This is a genomic window from Rhodococcus sp. ACT016 (assembly GCF_050477185.1).
Classification (GTDB): Bacteria; Actinomycetota; Actinomycetes; order Mycobacteriales; family Mycobacteriaceae; genus Prescottella.
On record NZ_JBEAET010000001.1, the window covers coordinates 5463714 to 5481366 of the forward strand.

Consider the following 17653-nt stretch of genomic DNA (forward strand, 5'->3'; position numbering starts at 1 on the left):
TCGTTCTGGGATTGAACGATGTTCATTCTGTGGTTACAGTCACTCTCATGACGAATCGAGCCGTGACCGAGAAGACCGTCGACCTCGCGACCGGGCGGGACGGCGACGGGCACGCCGCAGTCGAGATCGCAACCGAGGCTGGAAGATTGCTGCTCGACCACCGGCAGAAGCTGGCCGTGGCCGACGCCGACCCGGCGGAGATCCGTCGCGCAGCCGATCGGCTCAGCCACGAATACATCGTCGGCGCGCTCGCCGACCGCTTCCCGGGCGATTCGGTGCTCTCCGAGGAGGGCGCCGACGACCTCGCGCGGATCGGCGCGGAGCGAGTGTGGATCGTCGATCCTCTCGACGGCACCCGGGAGTTCGGCGAACTCGGCCGTGCCGACTGGGCCGTCCACGTCGCGCTCGTCGAGCGCGGACGACTGACGGTGGGTGCGGTCGCGATGCCGGCGCCCGGCGTCACGTACTCGACCTCGGACGCGCCGACGCCGGCGGCACCGTCGGGCGGTGCCCCCAAGGTGGTCGTGAGCCGAACCCGCCGTCCCGAACCCGTCATGGCGATGGCCGACGCGCTCGGTGCCGAACTGGTCGAGATGGGTTCGGCCGGTGCCAAGGCGATGGCGGTGGTCCGCGGCGACGTCGACGTCTACGCCCACGTCGGCGGCCAGTACGAATGGGACTCGGCGGCACCGGTCGCGGTGGCTCGCGCTGCGGGACTGCATGTTTCGCGGATCGACGGCTCCGAACTCGTCTACAACCGGGAGAACCCCTGGTTGCCCGATCTGCTGATCTGCCGCCCCGAACTGGCCGGCACTGTACTGGAGGTACTGGCACGATGACACGTGCGCTGACCCACCTCGAACGACTCGAGGCCGAGAGCATCCACATCATGCGGGAAGCCGTCGCGGAGAGCGAGAACCCCGTGATGCTGTACTCGGTCGGCAAGGACAGCGCGGTGATGCTGCACCTTGCGCGCAAGGCGTTCTACCCGTCGAGGCTGCCGTTCCCGCTGCTGCACGTGGACACGACGTGGAAGTTCCGCGACATGTACGAGCTCCGCGACAAGAGCGCGGAGGCAGGGGATTTCGATCTCATCGTCTATCGGAACCCGGAATGCGTGGAGAAGGGGATCAACCCGTTCACGCACGGGTCGTCGGCCCACACCGACATGTGGAAGACCGAGGGCCTCAAGCAGGCCCTCGACCTCCACAAGTTCGACGCCGCGTTCGGTGGCGCGCGCCGGGACGAGGAGAAGTCGCGCGCCAAGGAGCGGGTGTTCTCGGTTCGGTCCGCCGAGCACCGCTGGGATCCCAAGCGGCAGCGCCCCGAGCTGTGGCGGATGTACAACGTCCGGAAGTCGCCCGGCGAGACGCTGCGGGTGTTCCCGCTGTCGAACTGGACGGAACTCGATGTCTGGGAATACATCCGGCAGGAGAACATCCCGATCGTGCCGCTCTACTTCGCGGCCGAGCGGCCCGTCGTGGAACGCGACGGCACGCTCATCATGGTCGACGACGACCGGATGCCGCTGCGGCCCGGCGAGGTTCCGGAGCTCAAGAGTGTCCGGTTCCGGACGCTCGGGTGCTACCCGCTGACCGGCGCCGTCGAGTCCACGGCCACGACATTGACCGACGTCATCCAGGAGATGCTGCTGACCACCACGTCCGAGCGTCAGGGACGCGTGATCGACCACGACAGCAGTGCCTCGATGGAGAAGAAGAAGCAGGAGGGGTACTTCTGATGGCCCACTCGTCCAACCTGATCGCCGACGACATCGAGCAGTACCTCGAGCGGCACGCGAACAAGAGCATGCTGCGCTTCATCACGTGCGGCAGTGTCGACGACGGCAAGAGCACGCTGATCGGCCGGCTGCTGTACGAGTCGAAGCTCGTCTTCGAGGACCAGTTGAGTGCCCTCGAGAGCGACTCGAAGAAGGTGGGCACGCAGGGCGAGGGTCTCGACTTCGCGTTGCTCGTCGACGGTCTGGCGGCCGAGCGCGAGCAGGGCATCACGATCGACGTCGCGTACCGCTACTTCACCACCGAGCGGCGCAAGTTCGTCGTCGCCGACACCCCGGGCCACGAGCAGTACACGCGCAACATGGTCACGGGTGCCTCGACGGCGGAACTCGCGGTGATCCTGATCGACGCCCGCAAGGGGGTGCTCACCCAGACCCGCCGGCACTCCTACCTCGTCTCCCTGCTCGGTATCCGGCACGTGGTGCTCGCGGTCAACAAGCTCGATCTCGTCGACTACTCGCAGGAGGTGTTCGAGCGCATCGCCGACGAGTACAACTCGTTCGCGGCCGAGATCGGCCTCGAACACGTCGTCGCAATCCCCATGTCCGCGTATGTCGGTGACAATCTCACCGAGTCGAGCCCGAACACGCCGTGGTATCAGGGTCCGACGCTGATCGATCATCTCGAGACGGTCGAGATCGAGGACGAGCTCCGGAGCGCACCGTTCCGGATGCCGGTGCAGTGGGTGAACCGGCCGGATCTGGACTTCCGCGGGTTCTCGGGGCAGATCGTGGGCGGCGTGGTGCGCCCCGGCGATCGGGTTCGGGTGCTGCCCAGCGGCAAGGAATCCACGGTCGACCGGATCGTCACGATGGACGGCGACCTCGACGAGGCGGTGGCTGGTCGGTCGGTCACCATCACCCTGGCCGACGAGATCGACATCAGCCGGGGCGACGTCCTCGTTGCGGCCGAGGCCCTTCCCGGGGTGGCGGACCAGTTCGAGGCGCAGGTGGTGTGGATGGGCGAGGCCGACATGCTGCCCGAGCGCCCCTACCTGTGCCAGATCGGCACGATGACGGTCCAGGCCCGCATCACCCGGCCCAAGTACAAGGTCAACGTCAACACACTCGAGCAGACCGCCACGAACACGCTGGCGCTCAACGAGATCGGCGTGTGCAACATCAGCTTCGACCGTCCGGTCCCGTTCGACGCGTACACGGACAACCGTGACATGGGCGGCTTCATCCTGATCGACCGGCTGACGAACACGACCGTCGGCGCGGGCCTCATCCGCCACTCGCTGCGGCGCTCGGACAACATCCACTGGCAGGCCGTGGACATCAACGAGCAGGCGCGTGCGACGCTGAACGGGCACAAGCCGCAGATCCTCTGGTTCACCGGGCTCTCCGGCTCGGGCAAGTCGACCATCGCCAATGAACTCGAGCGCCGCCTCTACGCGCTCGGCTGCCACACGTACCTGCTCGACGGCGACAACGTCCGGCACGGCCTCAACCGCGACCTGGGCTTCACCGAGGCCGATCGGGTCGAGAACATCCGGCGGGTCACCGAGGTCGCGCGGCTCATGGCCGACGCCGGACTGATCGTGTTGGCGTCCTTCATCTCTCCGTTCCGCACCGAACGCGAGGCCGCCCGCGAACTGGTCGGCGAGGACCGATTCTGCGAGGTGTTCGTCGACACCCCCATCGACGTCGCCGAGGAGAGGGACCCCAAGGGGCTCTACAAGAAGGCGCGGCGGGGCGAGCTGACCAACTTCACCGGCATCGACTCGCCGTACGAGCCGCCCACGTCCCCGGACCTCCGCATCGACACCACGACCACCTCGCCCGAGCAGGCCACCGAGCGGATCATCGAGTTCCTCCGTGACCGTGGGGTTATCGACTGATTCGAGGTTTCCCTCAGCACTACACCGAAAGTTCAACCGACAGACGAAGGAGCAGTTCTTGCCGAGTCGAAGCGAAATCTGTGCCGCGGTGGAGTCGTACATCGAACACCTGGGCAACCACGACGTCGACAAACTGGTGGGGTTGTTCGCGGAGGGGGCCGTCCAGCACGAACCCCTCGGCGCCAGGACCTACCGCGGACTCGACGAGATCCGGGCGTTCGACGAGAAGAACGCGAAGATCCCGTTCACGGTGTCGCTGCTGTCGCCGATCACCGTGACCGGCCGGTTCGCCGCCATGCAGGTGCGCGTCCACAGTGAGGGCGTACCGGACTTCGCGTCCACAGATCTCTTCGAGTTCGACGAGAACTGCAAGATCGTCTCGCTCAGTGTCGTTCTGGACCCGGAGGCGACGGTATGACCGCAGAGTTGACCGTGGGGACGACGCCGAAGTCGCTGCCGATGCTCGACGGCAAGGTGGTCGTGGTGTCGGGTGTGGGTCCGGGCCTGGGCCGGTCGATCGCGGTGCGCAGTGCGATGGCCGGAGCGAAAGTGGTCCTCGCGGCGCGGACCGAGTCCCGTCTGACTGCGGTGGCGGACGAGGTGCATGCGCTCGGCGGCACGGCACTGTGCGTGCCGACGGATCTGACGGACGGAGATTCGGTGTCCGCGCTCGCGGACGCCGTGGTCTCGGAGTTCGGCCGGGTCGACGCGCTCGTCAACAACGCCTTCGTCCAGCCGCCCCACGAGCGGCTGCTGGACGCGGAGTTCGACTCGGTCCGCCAGGGCATGGACATCAACCTGCTCGCCGCGCTCGACCTGACCCGGAAGCTGGCGCCCGCCCTGATCGAGTCGCAGGGCTCGGTGGTGCTGATCAACTCCATGGTGCTGCGCAATCAACTGCCGAACTTCGGCGCCTACCGGATCATGAAGGCGGGACTGCTGGCCCTCGCCCGCAGCCTGTCGGTGGAACTCGGCCCGCTCGGTGTGCGCGTGAATTCGGTGGCGCCGGGGTACATCTGGGCGGACTCGGTCAAGCGGATGTTCGAGAAGCAGGCGGCGCAGCGCGGCGTCCCCTTCCAACAGGTCTACGACGAGGTGGCCGCGGACACCGATCTGCGTCGACTGCCCGAACCCGACGACATCGCGAACACGGTGGTGTTCCTCGCATCCGACTTCGCGCGAGCGATCACCGGGCAGTGTTTGGACGTCAACTGCGGGCACACGCACAACTGATCCTCTCTCACAAGGAAGTACAGATGACACAGCACAGCGACGGCGTGGGCTCGATCGAGGAGTTGCACCAGGCGGCGAGGGAGGCGACCGGGCTCGACGACTTCGGCAGCGACGAGTACCTGGAAGGCCTGCAGGTACTGCTCGACTCGTTCGAGAACGAGGCGGACCTGACGCCGCACGGAAAGGTGATCGCGCGCAAGATGATCGTCGGTGCGCTCTCCGGCCGCGCGATCAGCGAGGCCGGGTTCGCGCGTTACCCGGAGCACGTCGACGTTCCGATCGAGCGCCCCATCTTCGTCTCCGGAATCACGCGCACCGGCAGTACCGCTCTCCAGCGGTTGCTGAGTGCCGACCCGATGCACCAGGGCATCGAGATGTGGCTCGCGGAGACCCCACAGCCCCGACCAGCGCGCGAGAAGTGGTCGGAGAATGAGGATTTCCTCCGCGCGGACGCGTTCTACCGAGCCCGCCAGCAGAACGAGCCGGATCTCATGAAGGTGCACTTCATGGGCGCGGAAGAGGCCGAGGAGTGCTGGCGACTGCTGCAGCAGACGATGTTCTCGATCTCGTTCGAGTGCGTGTCGTACGTGCCGGCCTACTCGAAGTGGTTGGCGCAGCAAGACTGGACCGAGACGTACGCGCGGTACAAGAAGAACCTGCAAATGATCGGGATGAACGACCCGGATCGTCGGTGGGTGCTCAAGAGCCCGAGTCATGTCTTCGCGATCGACGAGATCATGAAGGTCTTCCCGGACGCGCTCATCGTTCGCACGTTCCGTGACCCGCGGACCTCGATGGCGTCGACGTTCAGCCTCGCCGAGCAGGGCAAGCACGACATGTCGAACGCGTTCGACCGGGAGGCCATAGGGCGCACCCAGCTGGACCTGTGGGCGCGGGGCAGCGAGAACTTCAACCGTGCGCGGGCCCGCTACAACCCGGACCAGTTCGTCGACGTGGACTACAAGGACTTCGTCGCCGACCCGATCGGAACCGTCGAGAAGATCTACTCGCAGTTCTCGCTGCCCTTCACCGAGGAGGCGCAGCGCGCCGTCGAGACGTCGCATCAGGGCAGCCTCGCCGAGCACCGGCGCCCGTCGCATCAGTACTCGCTCGAGGACTTCGGGGTGACCGCCGCCGAGGTCGACGCCCGATTCGCCGGCCTCGTCTGACCCCCACGCCCGAACAACCAACCAGAACAAGGAAACTCACCATGAATGCCACCTGGGAGAAGTTCTGTGCCGATCTCCTCGCGACCGGCGACATCCTGCAGGATGAGATCGTTCCGCAGGACCCGCTGACACAGGCCGAGGGCGTCCGCTACCTGACCCGACTGCTGCGTTACGCCACCATCAACTGCGTCGAGTACACCGATCCGCGGTGGCCGCAGTTCAGTTCGGCGCCCAACCCGAACATGATGACGAAGATCGGCGCGGACAACCCCGACAACATGTACATGCGCGCCAACATCTCGGGGAAGTACACGTACCGAATCACCGGTGTCCGCAACACGATTCCGTTGGTTACCTTCGGTTCGCGAGTCAACCGGTACCACATCGACGGCACCATGCTGCAGACCGGCGATCTGCACATCCACGATCTCGAATGCGACGAGCACGGTCGCTTCGAGTTCATCGCGAGCGTCGACAAGCCGGAGAGCGGGGCGTGGCTGCCGCTCGCCCCCGACAGCAACCTCATCTCCGTCCGGCAGACGTACCAGGATCGCCGCAAGGAGATTCCCGCCGAGCTGTCCATCGAATGCCTGAATCCCGACGGCGAATTCGTGCCGCTGAGTTCCGAGGAGATGGGGGAGAGGCTCACCAAGGCCGTCGGCATGGTCCGCGGCACCGCGAACACCTTCCTCGAGTGGTCACGAAAGTTCCAGCCGCACACCAACGAGATCTTCGACTGGGGCCAGGACTACTTCCAGAACGCCGGCGGCGACCCGACGATCTTCTACCTGCACGGGTACTGGAAGCTCGCCGACGACGAGGCCTGGGTCATCGAGACCGAGGTCCCGAACTGCGAGTACTTCAACTTCGTGCTGCAGAACTTCTGGGTGGAGTCCCTCGACTACAACCGGACGAACATATACATCAACAACCACACCGCGAAGCTGAACGACGACGGGACGCTGACGATCGTGGTGTCGGCCGAGGACCCCGGCTACGGCAACTGGATCAGCACCGACGCGCACACCGAGGGGACCTGGGCGATGCGCTGGATCAAGGCGGACTCGCACCCGATCCCGACGTCCAAGGTCGTGAAGCTGTGAGCGTCGGCGCGATGAAGTGGTCGCTCGCGGCGGCGATGATCGACGCCTGGGACCTGTGCGAGCTGGCGCGGGTCGCGGAGGAGGTCGGATTCGACTCGATCGCGATGCCCGACTCGGTGTTCTACCCGGAGACTGTGTCGGCCGACTACCCGTATTCGCCTGACGGCAAACGCATGTGGGCACCCGAGACGCCGATGCCGGATCCCTTCATCGCGATGACGGCGATGGCGGCGGTGACCGAGCGCCTGACGTTCTACACGAACGTGCTCAAGCTGCCGCTGCGCGACCCGCTGCTCACCGCGAAGCAGATCTCGACGATGGCGGTGATGTCGGGCGACCGGATCGCGGTCGGCGTGGGCCTGTCGTGGATCCCGGAGGAGTTCCGGTTCACCGGCACCGAGATGCGGACCCGGGGTGCCCGCACGGACGAGGCGATCCAGATCGTCAAGGCCGTGTGCGCGGGGAACGGACCCGAGTGGGTCGAATTCCACGGCAAGCACTACGACTTCGACCGGCTCATGATCAGCCCGGCCCCGGATCGGCCGGTGCCGATCTACGTCGGCGGCCACAGCGAGCCGGGCCTGCGGCGCGCCGCCCGCCTGGCCGACGGGTGGATCTCCGTCAACGTCGGCGTCGACGAACTCACCACCGCGATCGCCCGTCTGGGTGAACTGCGGGCCGAATACGGCCGTGCCGAAGAACCTTTCGAGATCAACGTGTCGCCCACGGGGGTGCGGGACCTCGACGGGTACCGGGCGCTGGCCGACATCGGCGTCACCGAGTGCCGCGTCTCACCCTGGTACCTCTACGGTGCCGACTTCACGAGTCGGACGGCGCGGCTCGACGCGATCCGCCGGTTCGCGGACGAGGTCATCGCGGTCGCACGCGAGGAAGCCGCCGCCCACTGAAACGCCGAACGGGAGTTCACCACACGCTTCGAGTTCGAAGGTGTGCCGTGAACTCCCGTTCAGGGGTTCGCGGGCGATACTAGATCGGCAGCTTGCGGAAGATCGCGCGCGGGACGTGGCGCAGCGCCATCATCACGAAGCGCCACGGACCCGGAGTCCAGACGATTTCCTTGCCCTTGTCGGACGCGGCCACCGCGAGCGCGGCGACGTCTTCCTTGTTCACCGTCAGCGGGGCTTCCTTGACGTGCGCGCTGAACTTGGTGCGCACCATGCCCGGTCGGACGACGGTGACCTTGGGGCCGAACGGGGCCAGGGCCTCGCCGAGGCCGAGGTAGAAGCCGTCGAGGCCGGCCTTGGTGGAGCCGTAGACGAAGTTGGCGCGCTTGACGCGCTCGCCCGCCACGGACGACATCGCGACGATGCGGCCGAAGCCCTGCGCCTTCATCTTCTCGCCGAGCAGCACGCCGACCGAGACGGACGCGGTGTAGTTGACGTTCGCGACCAGCACGGCCTTGCGCTGGTTCTGCCACAATTCCTCGGCGTCGCCGTCGAGCGCGAACGCGACGATCGCGACGTCCACATCGCCCTTGGACCACGCCTCGTCGATCACCTTGGGGTGGCTCTCGGTGTCGAGCGCGTCGAAGTCGACCAGATCGACCTGCGTGGCGCCCGCGGCCTTCATCTGGGCGACGGCAGCGTCGCGGCCCGGATCATTCGGCAGCGCAGCGAGAATCACTCGCAGCGGCGACTTCTTCAGGTACTCCTCGCAGATCGCCAGGCCGATCTCGGACGTGCCACCGAGCAGCAGCAGGGTCTGGGGATTTCCGACGGCGTTGATCACTGCAGTTCCAACCTTCTGGACATGTCGGAGGCGAAAACGCCTGTGGGGTCGACGGATCGGCGGACCTTGATCCACTCGTTGATCCGGGGGTACATGGCGTGGAACGTCTCGGCCGTGGTCCGCGAGTCCTTCGCGGTGTACAGGCGGCCGCCGAACTCGAGCACGCGCTTGTCGAGTTCGCTCACGAACTCGTTCAGGCCCGGCTTGATTCGGAAGTCGACGCAGATGTTCCACCCGGCCATCGGGAAGCTCAGCGGCGCCTTGTTGCCCTCGCCGAACAGCTTGAAGACGTTGAGGAACGAGTGGTGTCCCGACGCCTGGATGTCGCGGATGATCTGCTTGAACTCGCCCACGGCCTCCGGCGGCACCACGAACTGGTACTGCAGGAATCCGTTGGATCCGTAGCCGCGGTTCCACTCGCCGAAGAGATCGAGCGGGTGGTAGAACGACGTCAGATTCTGGATCTGGTTGTCCGCGTTCTTGGTCTTGCGGTAGTACAGCTCACCGATCACCGAGAAGTTGAACTTGTTCGCGAGCCCGTTCGGGAAGACGTCGGGCAGCGTCAGCAGCGTCGGCGCGTCGAACTTGAGCGGGTCCTTCTGCAGCTTCTTCGGGAGCTGGTCGAGCTTGGCCAGACTGCCCCGCGAGACCGCCGCCCGGCCCAGCTTCGGTTCGGGCGAGATCGCGTCGAACCAGGCGCTCGAGTAGTCGTAGTTGTTCTCGCTGCCGTCGCTGTGCAGCGCGATGGTCTCGTCCAGGTCGGCGGTGCGCCGGCTGTCCGCGATGAAGTACGCGGTCTCCGTCGCCGTCATCTCGATCGTGGCCTTGAGGATGATGCCCGTCAGGCCCATGCCACCGACCGTGGCCCAGAACAGCTTCGAGTTCCGACCGGCCGGCGTGAGGGTGCGGACCTGGCCGTCTGCCGTGAGCAGATCCATCGAGCGCACGTGGTTGCCGAAGCTACCGGCGCTGTGGTGGTTCTTGCCGTGGATGTCGGACGCGATGGCGCCGCCGACCGTGACCTGGCGGGTACCCGGCAGCACCGGCACCCACAGACCGAACGGCAGGGCCGCGCGCATCAGCTGATCCAGGTTGACGCCGGCGTCGACCGTCACCAGTCGGCTGTGGGCGTCGATGTTGTGGATCCGCTTCAGCGCGTTCATGTCGACGACGAGTCCGCCCGCGTTCTGCGCCGGGTCGCCGTACGAGCGGCCCAGGCCGCGCGCGATGACGCCGCGTCGCAGGTGCGACGGCTTCGACTCGTTCTGCTCCGCCACCTGGGCGACCGCCTTGGCGATCACCTCGACGTCGGGCGTGGACAGCACCTGGGCGGTGGTGGGCGCGGTGCGTCCCCATCCGGTGAGGGTGCGGGTCTGCGTGGGGAGCGGCTCGTGCGCCGTCTCGTCTGCTGTCTCGGACATCGGCTACGAGGCTACCTGGCGGTAAGGGCGCCACTCCGAAAAGAGTGCGCCGATCCACAACTTCTTTACCCGCGTTTTGCGCACTTATCGGGCGTTTCCCGGGCTCGGGAACCGCGACAAGTGCGCAAAACGCGGGGGAAGGGGGAACAGATCAGGCGGGGACGATGAGTCCGGCGGTCTGGGTGCGGGCCTTGGCGAAGCGGTCGGCGACGTCGGCCCAGTTGACGATGTTCCAGAAGGCGTTGACGTAGTCGCCCTTGACGTTCTGGTAGTCGAGGTAGAAGGCGTGTTCCCACATGTCGAGCATGAGCAGGGGGGTCAGGCCGATGCTGATGTTGCCCTGCTGGTCGTAGAGCTGGACGATGATCAGGCGCTGTCCGATGGAGTCCCAGGCGAGGATGGACCAGCCGGAGCCCTGGATGCCGTTGGCGTTGGCGGAGAAGTGGGCGCGGAAGGCGTCGAAGCTGCCGAAGAAGTCGTCGATCGCGGCGGCGAGTTCGCCTTCGGGCTTGTCGCCACCCTCCGGGCTCAGGTTGTTCCAGAAGACGGAGTGGTTGGTGTGGCCGCCGAGGTGGAACGCGAGGTTCTTCTCGTGCAGGTTGACCACGGGTGCGACGGCGTCGGCCTCGCGCAGCTCGGCGAGCTTGTCGAGGGCGGCGTTGGCGCCGGCGACGTACGCGGCGTGGTGCTTGTCGTGGTGGAGCTCCATGATCTTGCCGGAGATGTGGGGCTCGAGGGCGGCGTAGTCGTAGGGGAGATCGGGCAGCGTGTAAACGGTCATGCCGTTGATCTTGCAACCTCGAGCGCACTCGAGGTCTATCGGTTGTGTGGGACGTCACCGAGTTACGTCGGGGCGGCTGTTCGGGATCGCCTAGTCTCGTTGCGTGCCCGGAACCCCCCACGCCCACGAGCCGAACGCCCCGCTGCCGGTGGAGATCCCCGTCACCGATTCCGTCGTCGACGAGTCGCTGGATCTCAAGACGCAGATCGTGCGGTTCGTCGTCACCGGTGGCCTGTCCGCGATCGTGGACTTCGGGCTACTGCTGATTCTGCTGAAGGTCGGGTTGCCGTTCGCGGTGGCGAAGTCGATCAGCTTCATCGTGGGCACCACGACCGCGTACCTGATCAATCGTCGTTGGACGTTCAAGGCCGAGCCGAGCCGCGCTCGGTTCATCGCGGTCGTCGTACTCTATGCGCTCACGTTCGCGGTCCAGGTCGGCATCAGCACGTGGCTCAACAGCGTGCTCGCCGACGAGTGGTGGCGCGTGCTGCTGGCGTTCGTCGTCGCCCAGGGCACCGCGACGGTGATCAACTTCGTGGTCCAGCGTGCGGTGATCTTCAGGCTCCGATAGCTGTCTGGACACCTGTCTGTAGAGTCTTCCAATCCAGAGTGGAACGGGTTACATTTCTGGCACCCCAACCGGAGGAGTCAGATCGTGCGCTACGGAATCAGCCTGTTCACCAGTGACCGAGGCATCACCCCCGCGGCCGCCGCACGTGCCGTCGAACAGTGCGGGTTCGACGCGTTCTACGTGCCCGAGCACACGCACATCCCGGTCAACCGGGAATCGAACCACCCCGGCACCGGCAACGAGACCCTTCCCGACGACCGCTACATGCGCACGCTCGATCCGTGGGTCGCGCTCGGCACCGCCGCGTCGGTGACGTCGCGGATCCGGTTGGGCACGTCGGTGGCGCTCCCGCTCGAGCACGACCCGATCACCCTCGCGAAGACCATCGCCTCGCTCGACCACCTGTCCGGCGGGCGCGTCACGTTCGGCGTCGGCTACGGCTGGAACGCGGAAGAACTCGCCGACCACGGCATCGACCCGAAGAAGCGCCGGACGGCGCTGCGCGAGTACCTCGAGGCGATGCAGGTGTTGTGGACGCAGGAGGAGGCGTCGTACGACGGGCAGTTCGTGAGCTTCGGCCCGAGTTGGGCGTGGCCCAAGCCGATCCAGCAGCCGCGTCCGCCGGTGCTGGTGGGCGCGGGCGCGTCGGAGAAGACGTTCGCGTGGATCGCCCGCTCGGCCGACGGCTGGATCACCACCCCGATCGAGCGCGACATCGAGGACAACGTCACGCTGCTGCGCAAGATATGGGCGGACGCCGGACGCTCCGGGCAGCCCGAGATCGTCGTCCTGGCCGGCAAGCCCGACGCCGAGAAGCTCGCGCGGTGGCACGAACTCGGGGTGAGCGAGGCCCTGTTCGGCATGCCCGACAGCTCCGAGGACGAGGTTGTCGCGTACCTGCAGCGGCTGGCCGGCAAGCTCGGCATCGGGTAGCGCGCGTCAGCGCGGCGGGCCCTCCTGCAGCACCAGCGAACCGGATCTCTCCACACCGGCGGCGTCGATCCAGCGCAGCTGCACGGTGTCCCCGGGATGCAGGGCGATCATCCGCAGGTTGAGGTCCGCGGACGACCGGATCGGGACGCCGCCGAATTCGACGATCACATTGCCGCGGGCGAGCCCGACGCCCTCGGCGGGGCTGCGGTAGGCGACGACGGTCACCTCCGCGCCCGAACGGGTTCCGGTCTGTTGATCGCGGTGATCGCGCACGCTCACCCCGAGCAGCGGGGTGGGTCCGACGTGCACGGTGTCGGAGGGCCGGCCCGCCAGCACCTGCTCCACCAGGTCCATCGCGGCGTCGATGGGGATCGCGTACGACTTGGGCGCCGGCGCGGGCTCGGACTTCGCACCCGACTCGACAGCGTTGCCGGCACTGTTGACCCCGACGACCTCGCCGAACGTGTTCACGAGCGGGCCGCCGGAGTCGCCCGGCCGGACGTCGGCGTTCACCTCGATGAGCCCCGACAGCTCGTTGCGGGAGCCGTCGGCGGCGTTGCGGGTCAGGACGTCCACCCCCAACCGGGTCACCGCGCCCGGTGCCGACACCGGTACCCCGCCGCCCTCCGCGTTCCCGATGGCGGTGACGGGGTCGCCGATCCGCATCGAATGCGACGAACCGAGTTGGGCCGACGGCAGATTCGCCGCCCCCGGCAGTCGCAGGACCGCGAGGTCCCGCGAGCTGTCGTAGCCGACGACCTCGACGGCGTACGCCGACCGGTCGCGCATGCTGGTCGCGGCGATCTCCGTGCCACCGTCGACGACGTGATGGTTCGTCAACACGATCGCCGACGACCCGGAGGGTTGGAGCACGATCCCGGTGCCGGCCGTCGTGCCGAGCCCGGAACGGGCCGTGAGCGTGACGATGGTCGGGACGATCCGGTTCGTCAGTTCGTCCGGAGCCAGCGGCGCGGGCGGTGGCGCGACAAGGGTCGTCGAGGGAGACGAGGCGCCCACCGCGCCGTGCTCGAGCAGAGTGCCGTGTTCGAGCGGAATCGACAGGAGCGCGAGGCCCGCCGCGACCAGCACTGCGATCGCAGCGCTCACGCGGCGGATCCCTCGCGCGCTCATCGGCTCAGTCGGTTCCCTCCCGGTACCGGGGCAGCAGCCCCGAGTCCAGCGCCTGCCGGAGAGTCGGGGCGGCGAGATCCTTGTCGGACAGCGTCCACTGCAGGGCGGCGCCGTCGCGACCGACGACCGGCCAGTCGATGCCGATCCCCGGATCCAGCGGGCTCACCTCGTGCTCGCGTTCGGGGTTGTAGCCCGTCGAGCACAGGTACATCACCGTCGAGCCGTCCTCGAGCGAGAGGAATGCGTGCCCCAGTCCCTCCGAGATGAAGATCGCACGGCGGTCGACGTCGTCGAGCAGCACCGAGTCCCACTGCCCGAACGTCGGCGACCCGGCCCGCAGGTCGACGACGACGTCGAGGATCGCGCCCTTGGCGCACGTGACGTACTTGGCCTGGCCGGGCGGGACGTCGGCGAAGTGGATGCCGCGCAGCACGCCGGCCGCGGACACCGAGCAGTTGGCCTGCTGCAGATCGAGCGTGCGGCCGACGGCCGCCGAGAAGCCGGGTTCCTTGAACCACTCGAGGAACACCCCGCGGTGGTCACCGAACTGGCGGGGCGTGATCTCCCACGCCCCCGGAACCTTCAACTCCCGATAATCCATGGTCACCATTCTCTGCCGCGCTCGAGCAGCCCCAGCAGGTACGTGCCGTAGCCGCTCTTGGTCAGCGGTTCGGCCCGCTCCCGCAGTTCGTCGTCGGTGATGAACCCGCGCCGCCAGGCCACCTCCTCGGGCACCCCGATCTTCAGACCCTGCCGCTGCTCGATGGTGCGGACGTAGTTCGACGCGTCCAGCAGCGAGTCGAACGTGCCGGTGTCCAGCCATGCGGTGCCGCGGGGGAGCACCTCCACCTGCAGCCGCCCGGCCTCGAGGTACGTGCGGTTGACGTCGGTGATCTCGTACTCGCCGCGCGCCGACGGCGTCAGCTCACGGGCGATGGAGACGACGTCGTTGTCGTAGAAGTAGAGCCCCGGCACCGCGTAGTTCGACCGCGGCGCCGCCGGCTTCTCCTCCAGGGAGATCGCGGTGCCCGCGTCGTCGAACTCGATGACCCCGTACGCGCCCGGATCGGACACCCAGTACCCGAACACCGCGCCGCCCTTGACGTCGTGGAAGCGGGTGAGCGTGGTGCCCAGGCCGGGGCCGTAGAAGATGTTGTCGCCCAGCACGAGCGCCACCGAGTCCGAGCGGATGTGGTCGGCGCCCAGCACGAACGCCTGCGCGAGACCGTTCGGTTCGTGCTGTACCTGGTAGCTCAGCGAGATGCCGAACCGGGAGCCGTCGCCCAGCAGGTTCCGGAACTGGTCGGCGTCGCCGGGCGTCGTGATGATCAGGATGTCGCGGATCCCGGCCAGCATCAGCGTCGAGAGTGGGTAGTAGATCATCGGCTTGTCGTAAACCGGCACCAGCTGCTTGCTCACGCCCAGCGTGATCGGGTGCAGTCGGCTGCCCGTGCCACCAGCCAGAATGATTCCGCGCATGTAGTGCAGTGTTTCACGTGGGACGACGTGATTTCGGCGGAGTGCAGAGTCACGTCCGCTTTCGGAGAGAACGAGCCTATCGGCGAGTGACCGTCCCGTCGTCGCCCGTTTCCGATCTCGGCGCAAAACCGACACGTGAGTGCCATCACAATTGGGTCGCAAAAGGGGTGAATTCGTGGGTGAAGTGTCGGGCGAGGCGCCCGTGATCGAACGACGTGATCGGGCCGGCGGCCGGTCCGCTCCTGACCGCACGACCGCTGCCGGTGACCCTGGCGCAAGGGCGCCGAAATCGGACATTTTGCAGGCCAAACGCTCGATTGACCATTTGTACCGAACCGTCAATGTGTGAGTGGTGCCACAACTTTCGGCGGCGAATCATCGCCGGGGTGAAATGGGCTCCGCCTCAATATCTTCGGTCGCGTTCGGATCTGAGGCTGATCCAGTTCGTGTAGCGTCGCCGACTGTCAGCGGTTTCGGGGACCGCCCAACAGATCCGTCACTAGACGGGGGTCGACGCTCGGTCCGGAACTGCGGAATTCTCGATGCGCCACCCCCTAAGGCAGGCAACATGTGGGAACGGCGTCTCGGTTACCTTTCGGAAGGGCGTGCGCGGGGGCGCGGCGTCAGCAACCGCACTGTGATGCGGAGAGTGCGCCTACGCCTCTGAAGGCTTGACTCGCGCGCTGAATCGGTTGGTGGACTTGGTATTCGATGCCATTCCCTTCCGTCGGAGCCTAACCGGTCCTGAAGTCTTTGTCGCTTTCGTGTGGGCTCGTTCGTCGCCCCTGCCCGTGGCGACCCTTCGTGATCGACATGATGGCCGGTGGCGGCCGCCGAGTGATCGGTGCGCCAGATCGACCGGTCGCCGACGGCCTGCCCGCATGGCGCCGTCTCGCGCCGGGATCTCAGCCGATGCAGCTCTGGGTGTAACGCCGCTGCGGCATTCGAAGATCAACTAAGACAAGACATTTCGGGTCACCGACATGTCGTGCTTCTCGCGTGGCACGACCCTGGTCGGGGGCCTCTGCGTCGGCGAATCGCCGCAAAGTCACGTACGCCGGGTCGGCAGACCCTCTATCGAGGAAAGTTGTGAGAGATGCGAATCGCAGTATTCGGCACGGGATATCTCGGTGCGACGCATGCGGCATGTATGGCCGAACTCGGTCACGAGGTGATCGGCGTCGACGTCGACCCCGACAAGGTCGCCCGCCTGCAGAGCGGTGAGGCTCCCTTTTTCGAGCCGGGACTGTCCGAGTTGCTGGAGCGACACACCGCCTCGGGCCGGCTACGTTTCACGTCCTCTTACGAACTCGCGGCGCAGTCGGCCGACGTGCATTTCATCGCAGTCGGAACGCCTCAGCGGCCGGATTCGCCTGCGGCCGATCTGAGCCAGGTCGATGCCGTCGTCGAAGCCCTCGCACCCTTGCTCACGAGGCCGGCAGTCGTGTTCGGCAAATCGACGGTGCCTGTCGGCACAGCCGCTCGAATTGCCGAGCGCCTGCAGGCCCTCGCCCCGTCACCGGACGTCAGCCTGGCCTGGAATCCGGAGTTCCTCCGCGAAAGCACCGCGGTGGACGACACTCTCTCGCCCGACCGGATCGTGCTCGGCATCGGTTCCGGAGATCCGAAGCGGATCGAGGCCGTCACCCGCGAGGTCTATGCCCGCTCGCTGGCCGAGGGCACGCCGCTGGTGATCACCGATCTCGCCACGGCCGAACTGACGAAGGTCGCCGCGAATTCGTTCCTGGCAACCAAGATCTCCTTCATCAACAGTGTCGCCGAGGTATGCGATGCCGTGGACGCCGACGTGGCCGTCCTGGCCGACGCGATCGGGCTCGACGATCGGATCGGTCGTCGATTCCTCAACGCCGGAGTGGGATTCGGCGGCGCCTGCCTGCCGAAGGATGTGCGGGCCTTCCAGACGCGGGCCGCCGAACTCGGTGCCTCGTCCGCGGTGCGCCTGCTCGCCGATGTCGAGTGGATCAACTCCCGTCAGCGAACACGCGTGGCGACGATGGCACTCGACGCCTGTCGCGGCATCGACAAGCCGAGAGTCGCCGTGCTCGGGCTGACGTTCAAACCCGAATCGGACGACGTCCGTGATTCGCCGGCCCTCGATGTGGCCTCGCGCCTCGCGGCCGCGGGCGTCGCGGTTCAGACCTGGGACCCGCACGGCATGGACAATGCGGAGCGGCTGTATCCCGAGTTGGAGTACGGCAATTCCCTGCTCGATGCCTGCAAGGCGGCCGACGTGCTCCTCGTGATGACCGAGTGGGACGAGTTTCGTCGCCTCGACCCCCACGAGCTTGCCGGGATCGTCCAAGAACGTGTCGTGATCGACGCGCGCAACTGTCTGGATCCCGCCGCCTGGCGGGAGGCCGGATGGACGTACCGCGCTATCGGACGACGTTGAAGCACACTCACGGAACGGAGTACACATA

General features: G+C 66.7%; 17 protein-coding genes. 11 read left to right on the top strand and 6 right to left on the bottom strand.

The window, feature by feature from the left end; translation table 11 throughout:
- The first annotated feature begins 47 nt into the window (after positions 1–47).
- From ACQ5DX_RS24945 to ACQ5DX_RS24980, 8 genes are read left to right on the top strand one after another with little or no spacing between them, the layout of a single operon-like run.
- Positions 48–839 carry a 3'(2'),5'-bisphosphate nucleotidase CysQ gene (locus tag ACQ5DX_RS24945; protein ID WP_430335150.1) on the top strand — a complete coding sequence of 264 codons (792 nt, stop codon included), beginning with the start codon at positions 48–50 and terminating at the stop codon, positions 837–839.
- Entirely contained in the window at positions 836–1741 is a 906-nt protein-coding gene (cysD, locus tag ACQ5DX_RS24950) for a sulfate adenylyltransferase subunit CysD (RefSeq protein WP_430335151.1), read from the top strand. Before ACQ5DX_RS24945 ends, cysD begins: the two co-directional genes overlap by 4 nt.
- Positions 1741–3642, top strand: coding sequence for a sulfate adenylyltransferase subunit CysN (gene cysN, locus ACQ5DX_RS24955; protein ID WP_430335152.1), 1902 nt, complete (start codon positions 1741–1743; stop codon positions 3640–3642). The genes cysD and cysN overlap by 1 nt, the downstream gene beginning before the upstream one ends.
- A gap of 58 nt (positions 3643–3700) precedes the next feature.
- Positions 3701–4060 (top strand): nuclear transport factor 2 family protein, encoded by a 360-nt coding sequence (locus ACQ5DX_RS24960; protein WP_430335153.1) that lies wholly within the window; start codon positions 3701–3703, stop codon positions 4058–4060.
- Positions 4057–4875, top strand: a complete 819-nt coding sequence (locus tag ACQ5DX_RS24965; RefSeq protein WP_430335154.1) for an SDR family oxidoreductase — start codon at positions 4057–4059, stop codon at positions 4873–4875. Before ACQ5DX_RS24960 ends, ACQ5DX_RS24965 begins: the two co-directional genes overlap by 4 nt.
- A gap of 23 nt (positions 4876–4898) precedes the next feature.
- Positions 4899–6044, top strand: coding sequence for a sulfotransferase family protein (locus ACQ5DX_RS24970; RefSeq protein ID WP_430335155.1), 1146 nt, complete (start codon positions 4899–4901; stop codon positions 6042–6044).
- Between the two features lie 41 nt (positions 6045–6085).
- Positions 6086–7147 carry a DUF1214 domain-containing protein gene (locus ACQ5DX_RS24975; RefSeq protein ID WP_430335156.1) on the top strand — a complete coding sequence of 354 codons (1062 nt, stop codon included), beginning with the start codon at positions 6086–6088 and terminating at the stop codon, positions 7145–7147.
- A gap of 11 nt (positions 7148–7158) precedes the next feature.
- Positions 7159–8055, top strand: a complete 897-nt coding sequence (locus tag ACQ5DX_RS24980) for a TIGR03619 family F420-dependent LLM class oxidoreductase (protein ID WP_430335157.1) — start codon at positions 7159–7161, stop codon at positions 8053–8055.
- A gap of 79 nt (positions 8056–8134) precedes the next feature.
- Here ACQ5DX_RS24980 and ACQ5DX_RS24985 read toward each other — a convergent pair whose 3' ends face one another.
- The 3 genes from ACQ5DX_RS24985 to ACQ5DX_RS24995 form a co-directional block, all read right to left on the bottom strand.
- Positions 8135–8896, bottom strand: coding sequence for a decaprenylphospho-beta-D-erythro-pentofuranosid-2-ulose 2-reductase (locus ACQ5DX_RS24985; protein WP_430335158.1), 762 nt, complete (start codon positions 8894–8896; stop codon positions 8135–8137).
- The gene (locus ACQ5DX_RS24990; protein WP_430335159.1) at positions 8893–10317 is read right to left on the bottom strand and encodes an FAD-binding protein; all 1425 of its coding nucleotides are present in this window, start codon (positions 10315–10317) and stop codon (positions 8893–8895) included. The genes ACQ5DX_RS24985 and ACQ5DX_RS24990 overlap by 4 nt, the downstream gene beginning before the upstream one ends.
- A 151-nt stretch (positions 10318–10468) precedes the next feature.
- The gene (locus tag ACQ5DX_RS24995) at positions 10469–11098 is read right to left on the bottom strand and encodes a superoxide dismutase (RefSeq protein WP_430335160.1); all 630 of its coding nucleotides are present in this window, start codon (positions 11096–11098) and stop codon (positions 10469–10471) included.
- 103 nt (positions 11099–11201) lie between these two features.
- Here ACQ5DX_RS24995 and ACQ5DX_RS25000 point away from each other — a divergent pair, with 103 nt between their 5' ends.
- Complete coding sequence (locus tag ACQ5DX_RS25000; RefSeq protein WP_430335161.1) at positions 11202–11669, top strand: GtrA family protein; 468 nt, start codon at positions 11202–11204, stop codon at positions 11667–11669.
- Between the two features lie 84 nt (positions 11670–11753).
- Positions 11754–12602 carry an LLM class F420-dependent oxidoreductase gene (locus ACQ5DX_RS25005; RefSeq protein ID WP_430335162.1) on the top strand — a complete coding sequence of 283 codons (849 nt, stop codon included), beginning with the start codon at positions 11754–11756 and terminating at the stop codon, positions 12600–12602.
- Positions 12603–12608: 6 nt separating this feature from the next.
- Here ACQ5DX_RS25005 and ACQ5DX_RS25010 read toward each other — a convergent pair whose 3' ends face one another.
- The 3 genes from ACQ5DX_RS25010 to rfbA are packed head-to-tail and all read right to left on the bottom strand — an operon-like array spanning position 12609 to position 15212.
- Complete coding sequence (locus ACQ5DX_RS25010) at positions 12609–13733, bottom strand: S1C family serine protease (RefSeq protein WP_430335163.1); 1125 nt, start codon at positions 13731–13733, stop codon at positions 12609–12611.
- 4 nt (positions 13734–13737) lie between these two features.
- Positions 13738–14334, bottom strand: coding sequence for a dTDP-4-dehydrorhamnose 3,5-epimerase family protein (locus ACQ5DX_RS25015; protein WP_430335164.1), 597 nt, complete (start codon positions 14332–14334; stop codon positions 13738–13740).
- Positions 14335–14336: 2 nt separating this feature from the next.
- Positions 14337–15212: a glucose-1-phosphate thymidylyltransferase RfbA gene (rfbA, locus tag ACQ5DX_RS25020; protein ID WP_430335165.1), complete on the bottom strand. Its 876-nt coding sequence runs from the start codon at positions 15210–15212 to the stop codon at positions 14337–14339.
- 1096 nt (positions 15213–16308) lie between these two features.
- On the opposite strand from rfbA, the gene ACQ5DX_RS25025 reads away from it, so the two are divergent.
- The gene (locus ACQ5DX_RS25025) at positions 16309–17625 is read left to right on the top strand and encodes a UDP-glucose dehydrogenase family protein (RefSeq protein WP_430335166.1); all 1317 of its coding nucleotides are present in this window, start codon (positions 16309–16311) and stop codon (positions 17623–17625) included.
- The last annotated feature ends 28 nt before the right edge of the window (positions 17626–17653 follow it).

Bases quoted from the DNA above. Each gene is read 5' to 3' on its own strand.
- ACQ5DX_RS24945 (WP_430335150.1), top strand. From the start codon at position 48: ATGACGAATCGAGCCGTGACCGAGAAGACCGTCGACCTCGCGACCGGG.
- cysD (WP_430335151.1), top strand. From the start codon at position 836: ATGACACGTGCGCTGACCCACCTCGAACGACTCGAGGCCGAGAGCATC.
- cysN (WP_430335152.1), top strand. From the start codon at position 1,741: ATGGCCCACTCGTCCAACCTGATCGCCGACGACATCGAGCAGTACCTC.
- ACQ5DX_RS24965 (WP_430335154.1), top strand. From the start codon at position 4,057: ATGACCGCAGAGTTGACCGTGGGGACGACGCCGAAGTCGCTGCCGATG.
- ACQ5DX_RS24970 (WP_430335155.1), top strand. From the start codon at position 4,899: ATGACACAGCACAGCGACGGCGTGGGCTCGATCGAGGAGTTGCACCAG.
- ACQ5DX_RS24975 (WP_430335156.1), top strand. From the start codon at position 6,086: ATGAATGCCACCTGGGAGAAGTTCTGTGCCGATCTCCTCGCGACCGGC.
- ACQ5DX_RS24980 (WP_430335157.1), top strand. From the start codon at position 7,159: ATGAAGTGGTCGCTCGCGGCGGCGATGATCGACGCCTGGGACCTGTGC.
- ACQ5DX_RS24990 (WP_430335159.1), bottom strand. From the start codon at position 10,317: ATGTCCGAGACAGCAGACGAGACGGCGCACGAGCCGCTCCCCACGCAG.
- ACQ5DX_RS24995 (WP_430335160.1), bottom strand. From the start codon at position 11,098: ATGACCGTTTACACGCTGCCCGATCTCCCCTACGACTACGCCGCCCTC.
- ACQ5DX_RS25010 (WP_430335163.1), bottom strand. From the start codon at position 13,733: ATGAGCGCGCGAGGGATCCGCCGCGTGAGCGCTGCGATCGCAGTGCTG.
- ACQ5DX_RS25015 (WP_430335164.1), bottom strand. From the start codon at position 14,334: ATGGATTATCGGGAGTTGAAGGTTCCGGGGGCGTGGGAGATCACGCCC.
- rfbA (WP_430335165.1), bottom strand. From the start codon at position 15,212: ATGCGCGGAATCATTCTGGCTGGTGGCACGGGCAGCCGACTGCACCCG.
- ACQ5DX_RS25025 (WP_430335166.1), top strand. From the start codon at position 16,309: ATGCGAATCGCAGTATTCGGCACGGGATATCTCGGTGCGACGCATGCG.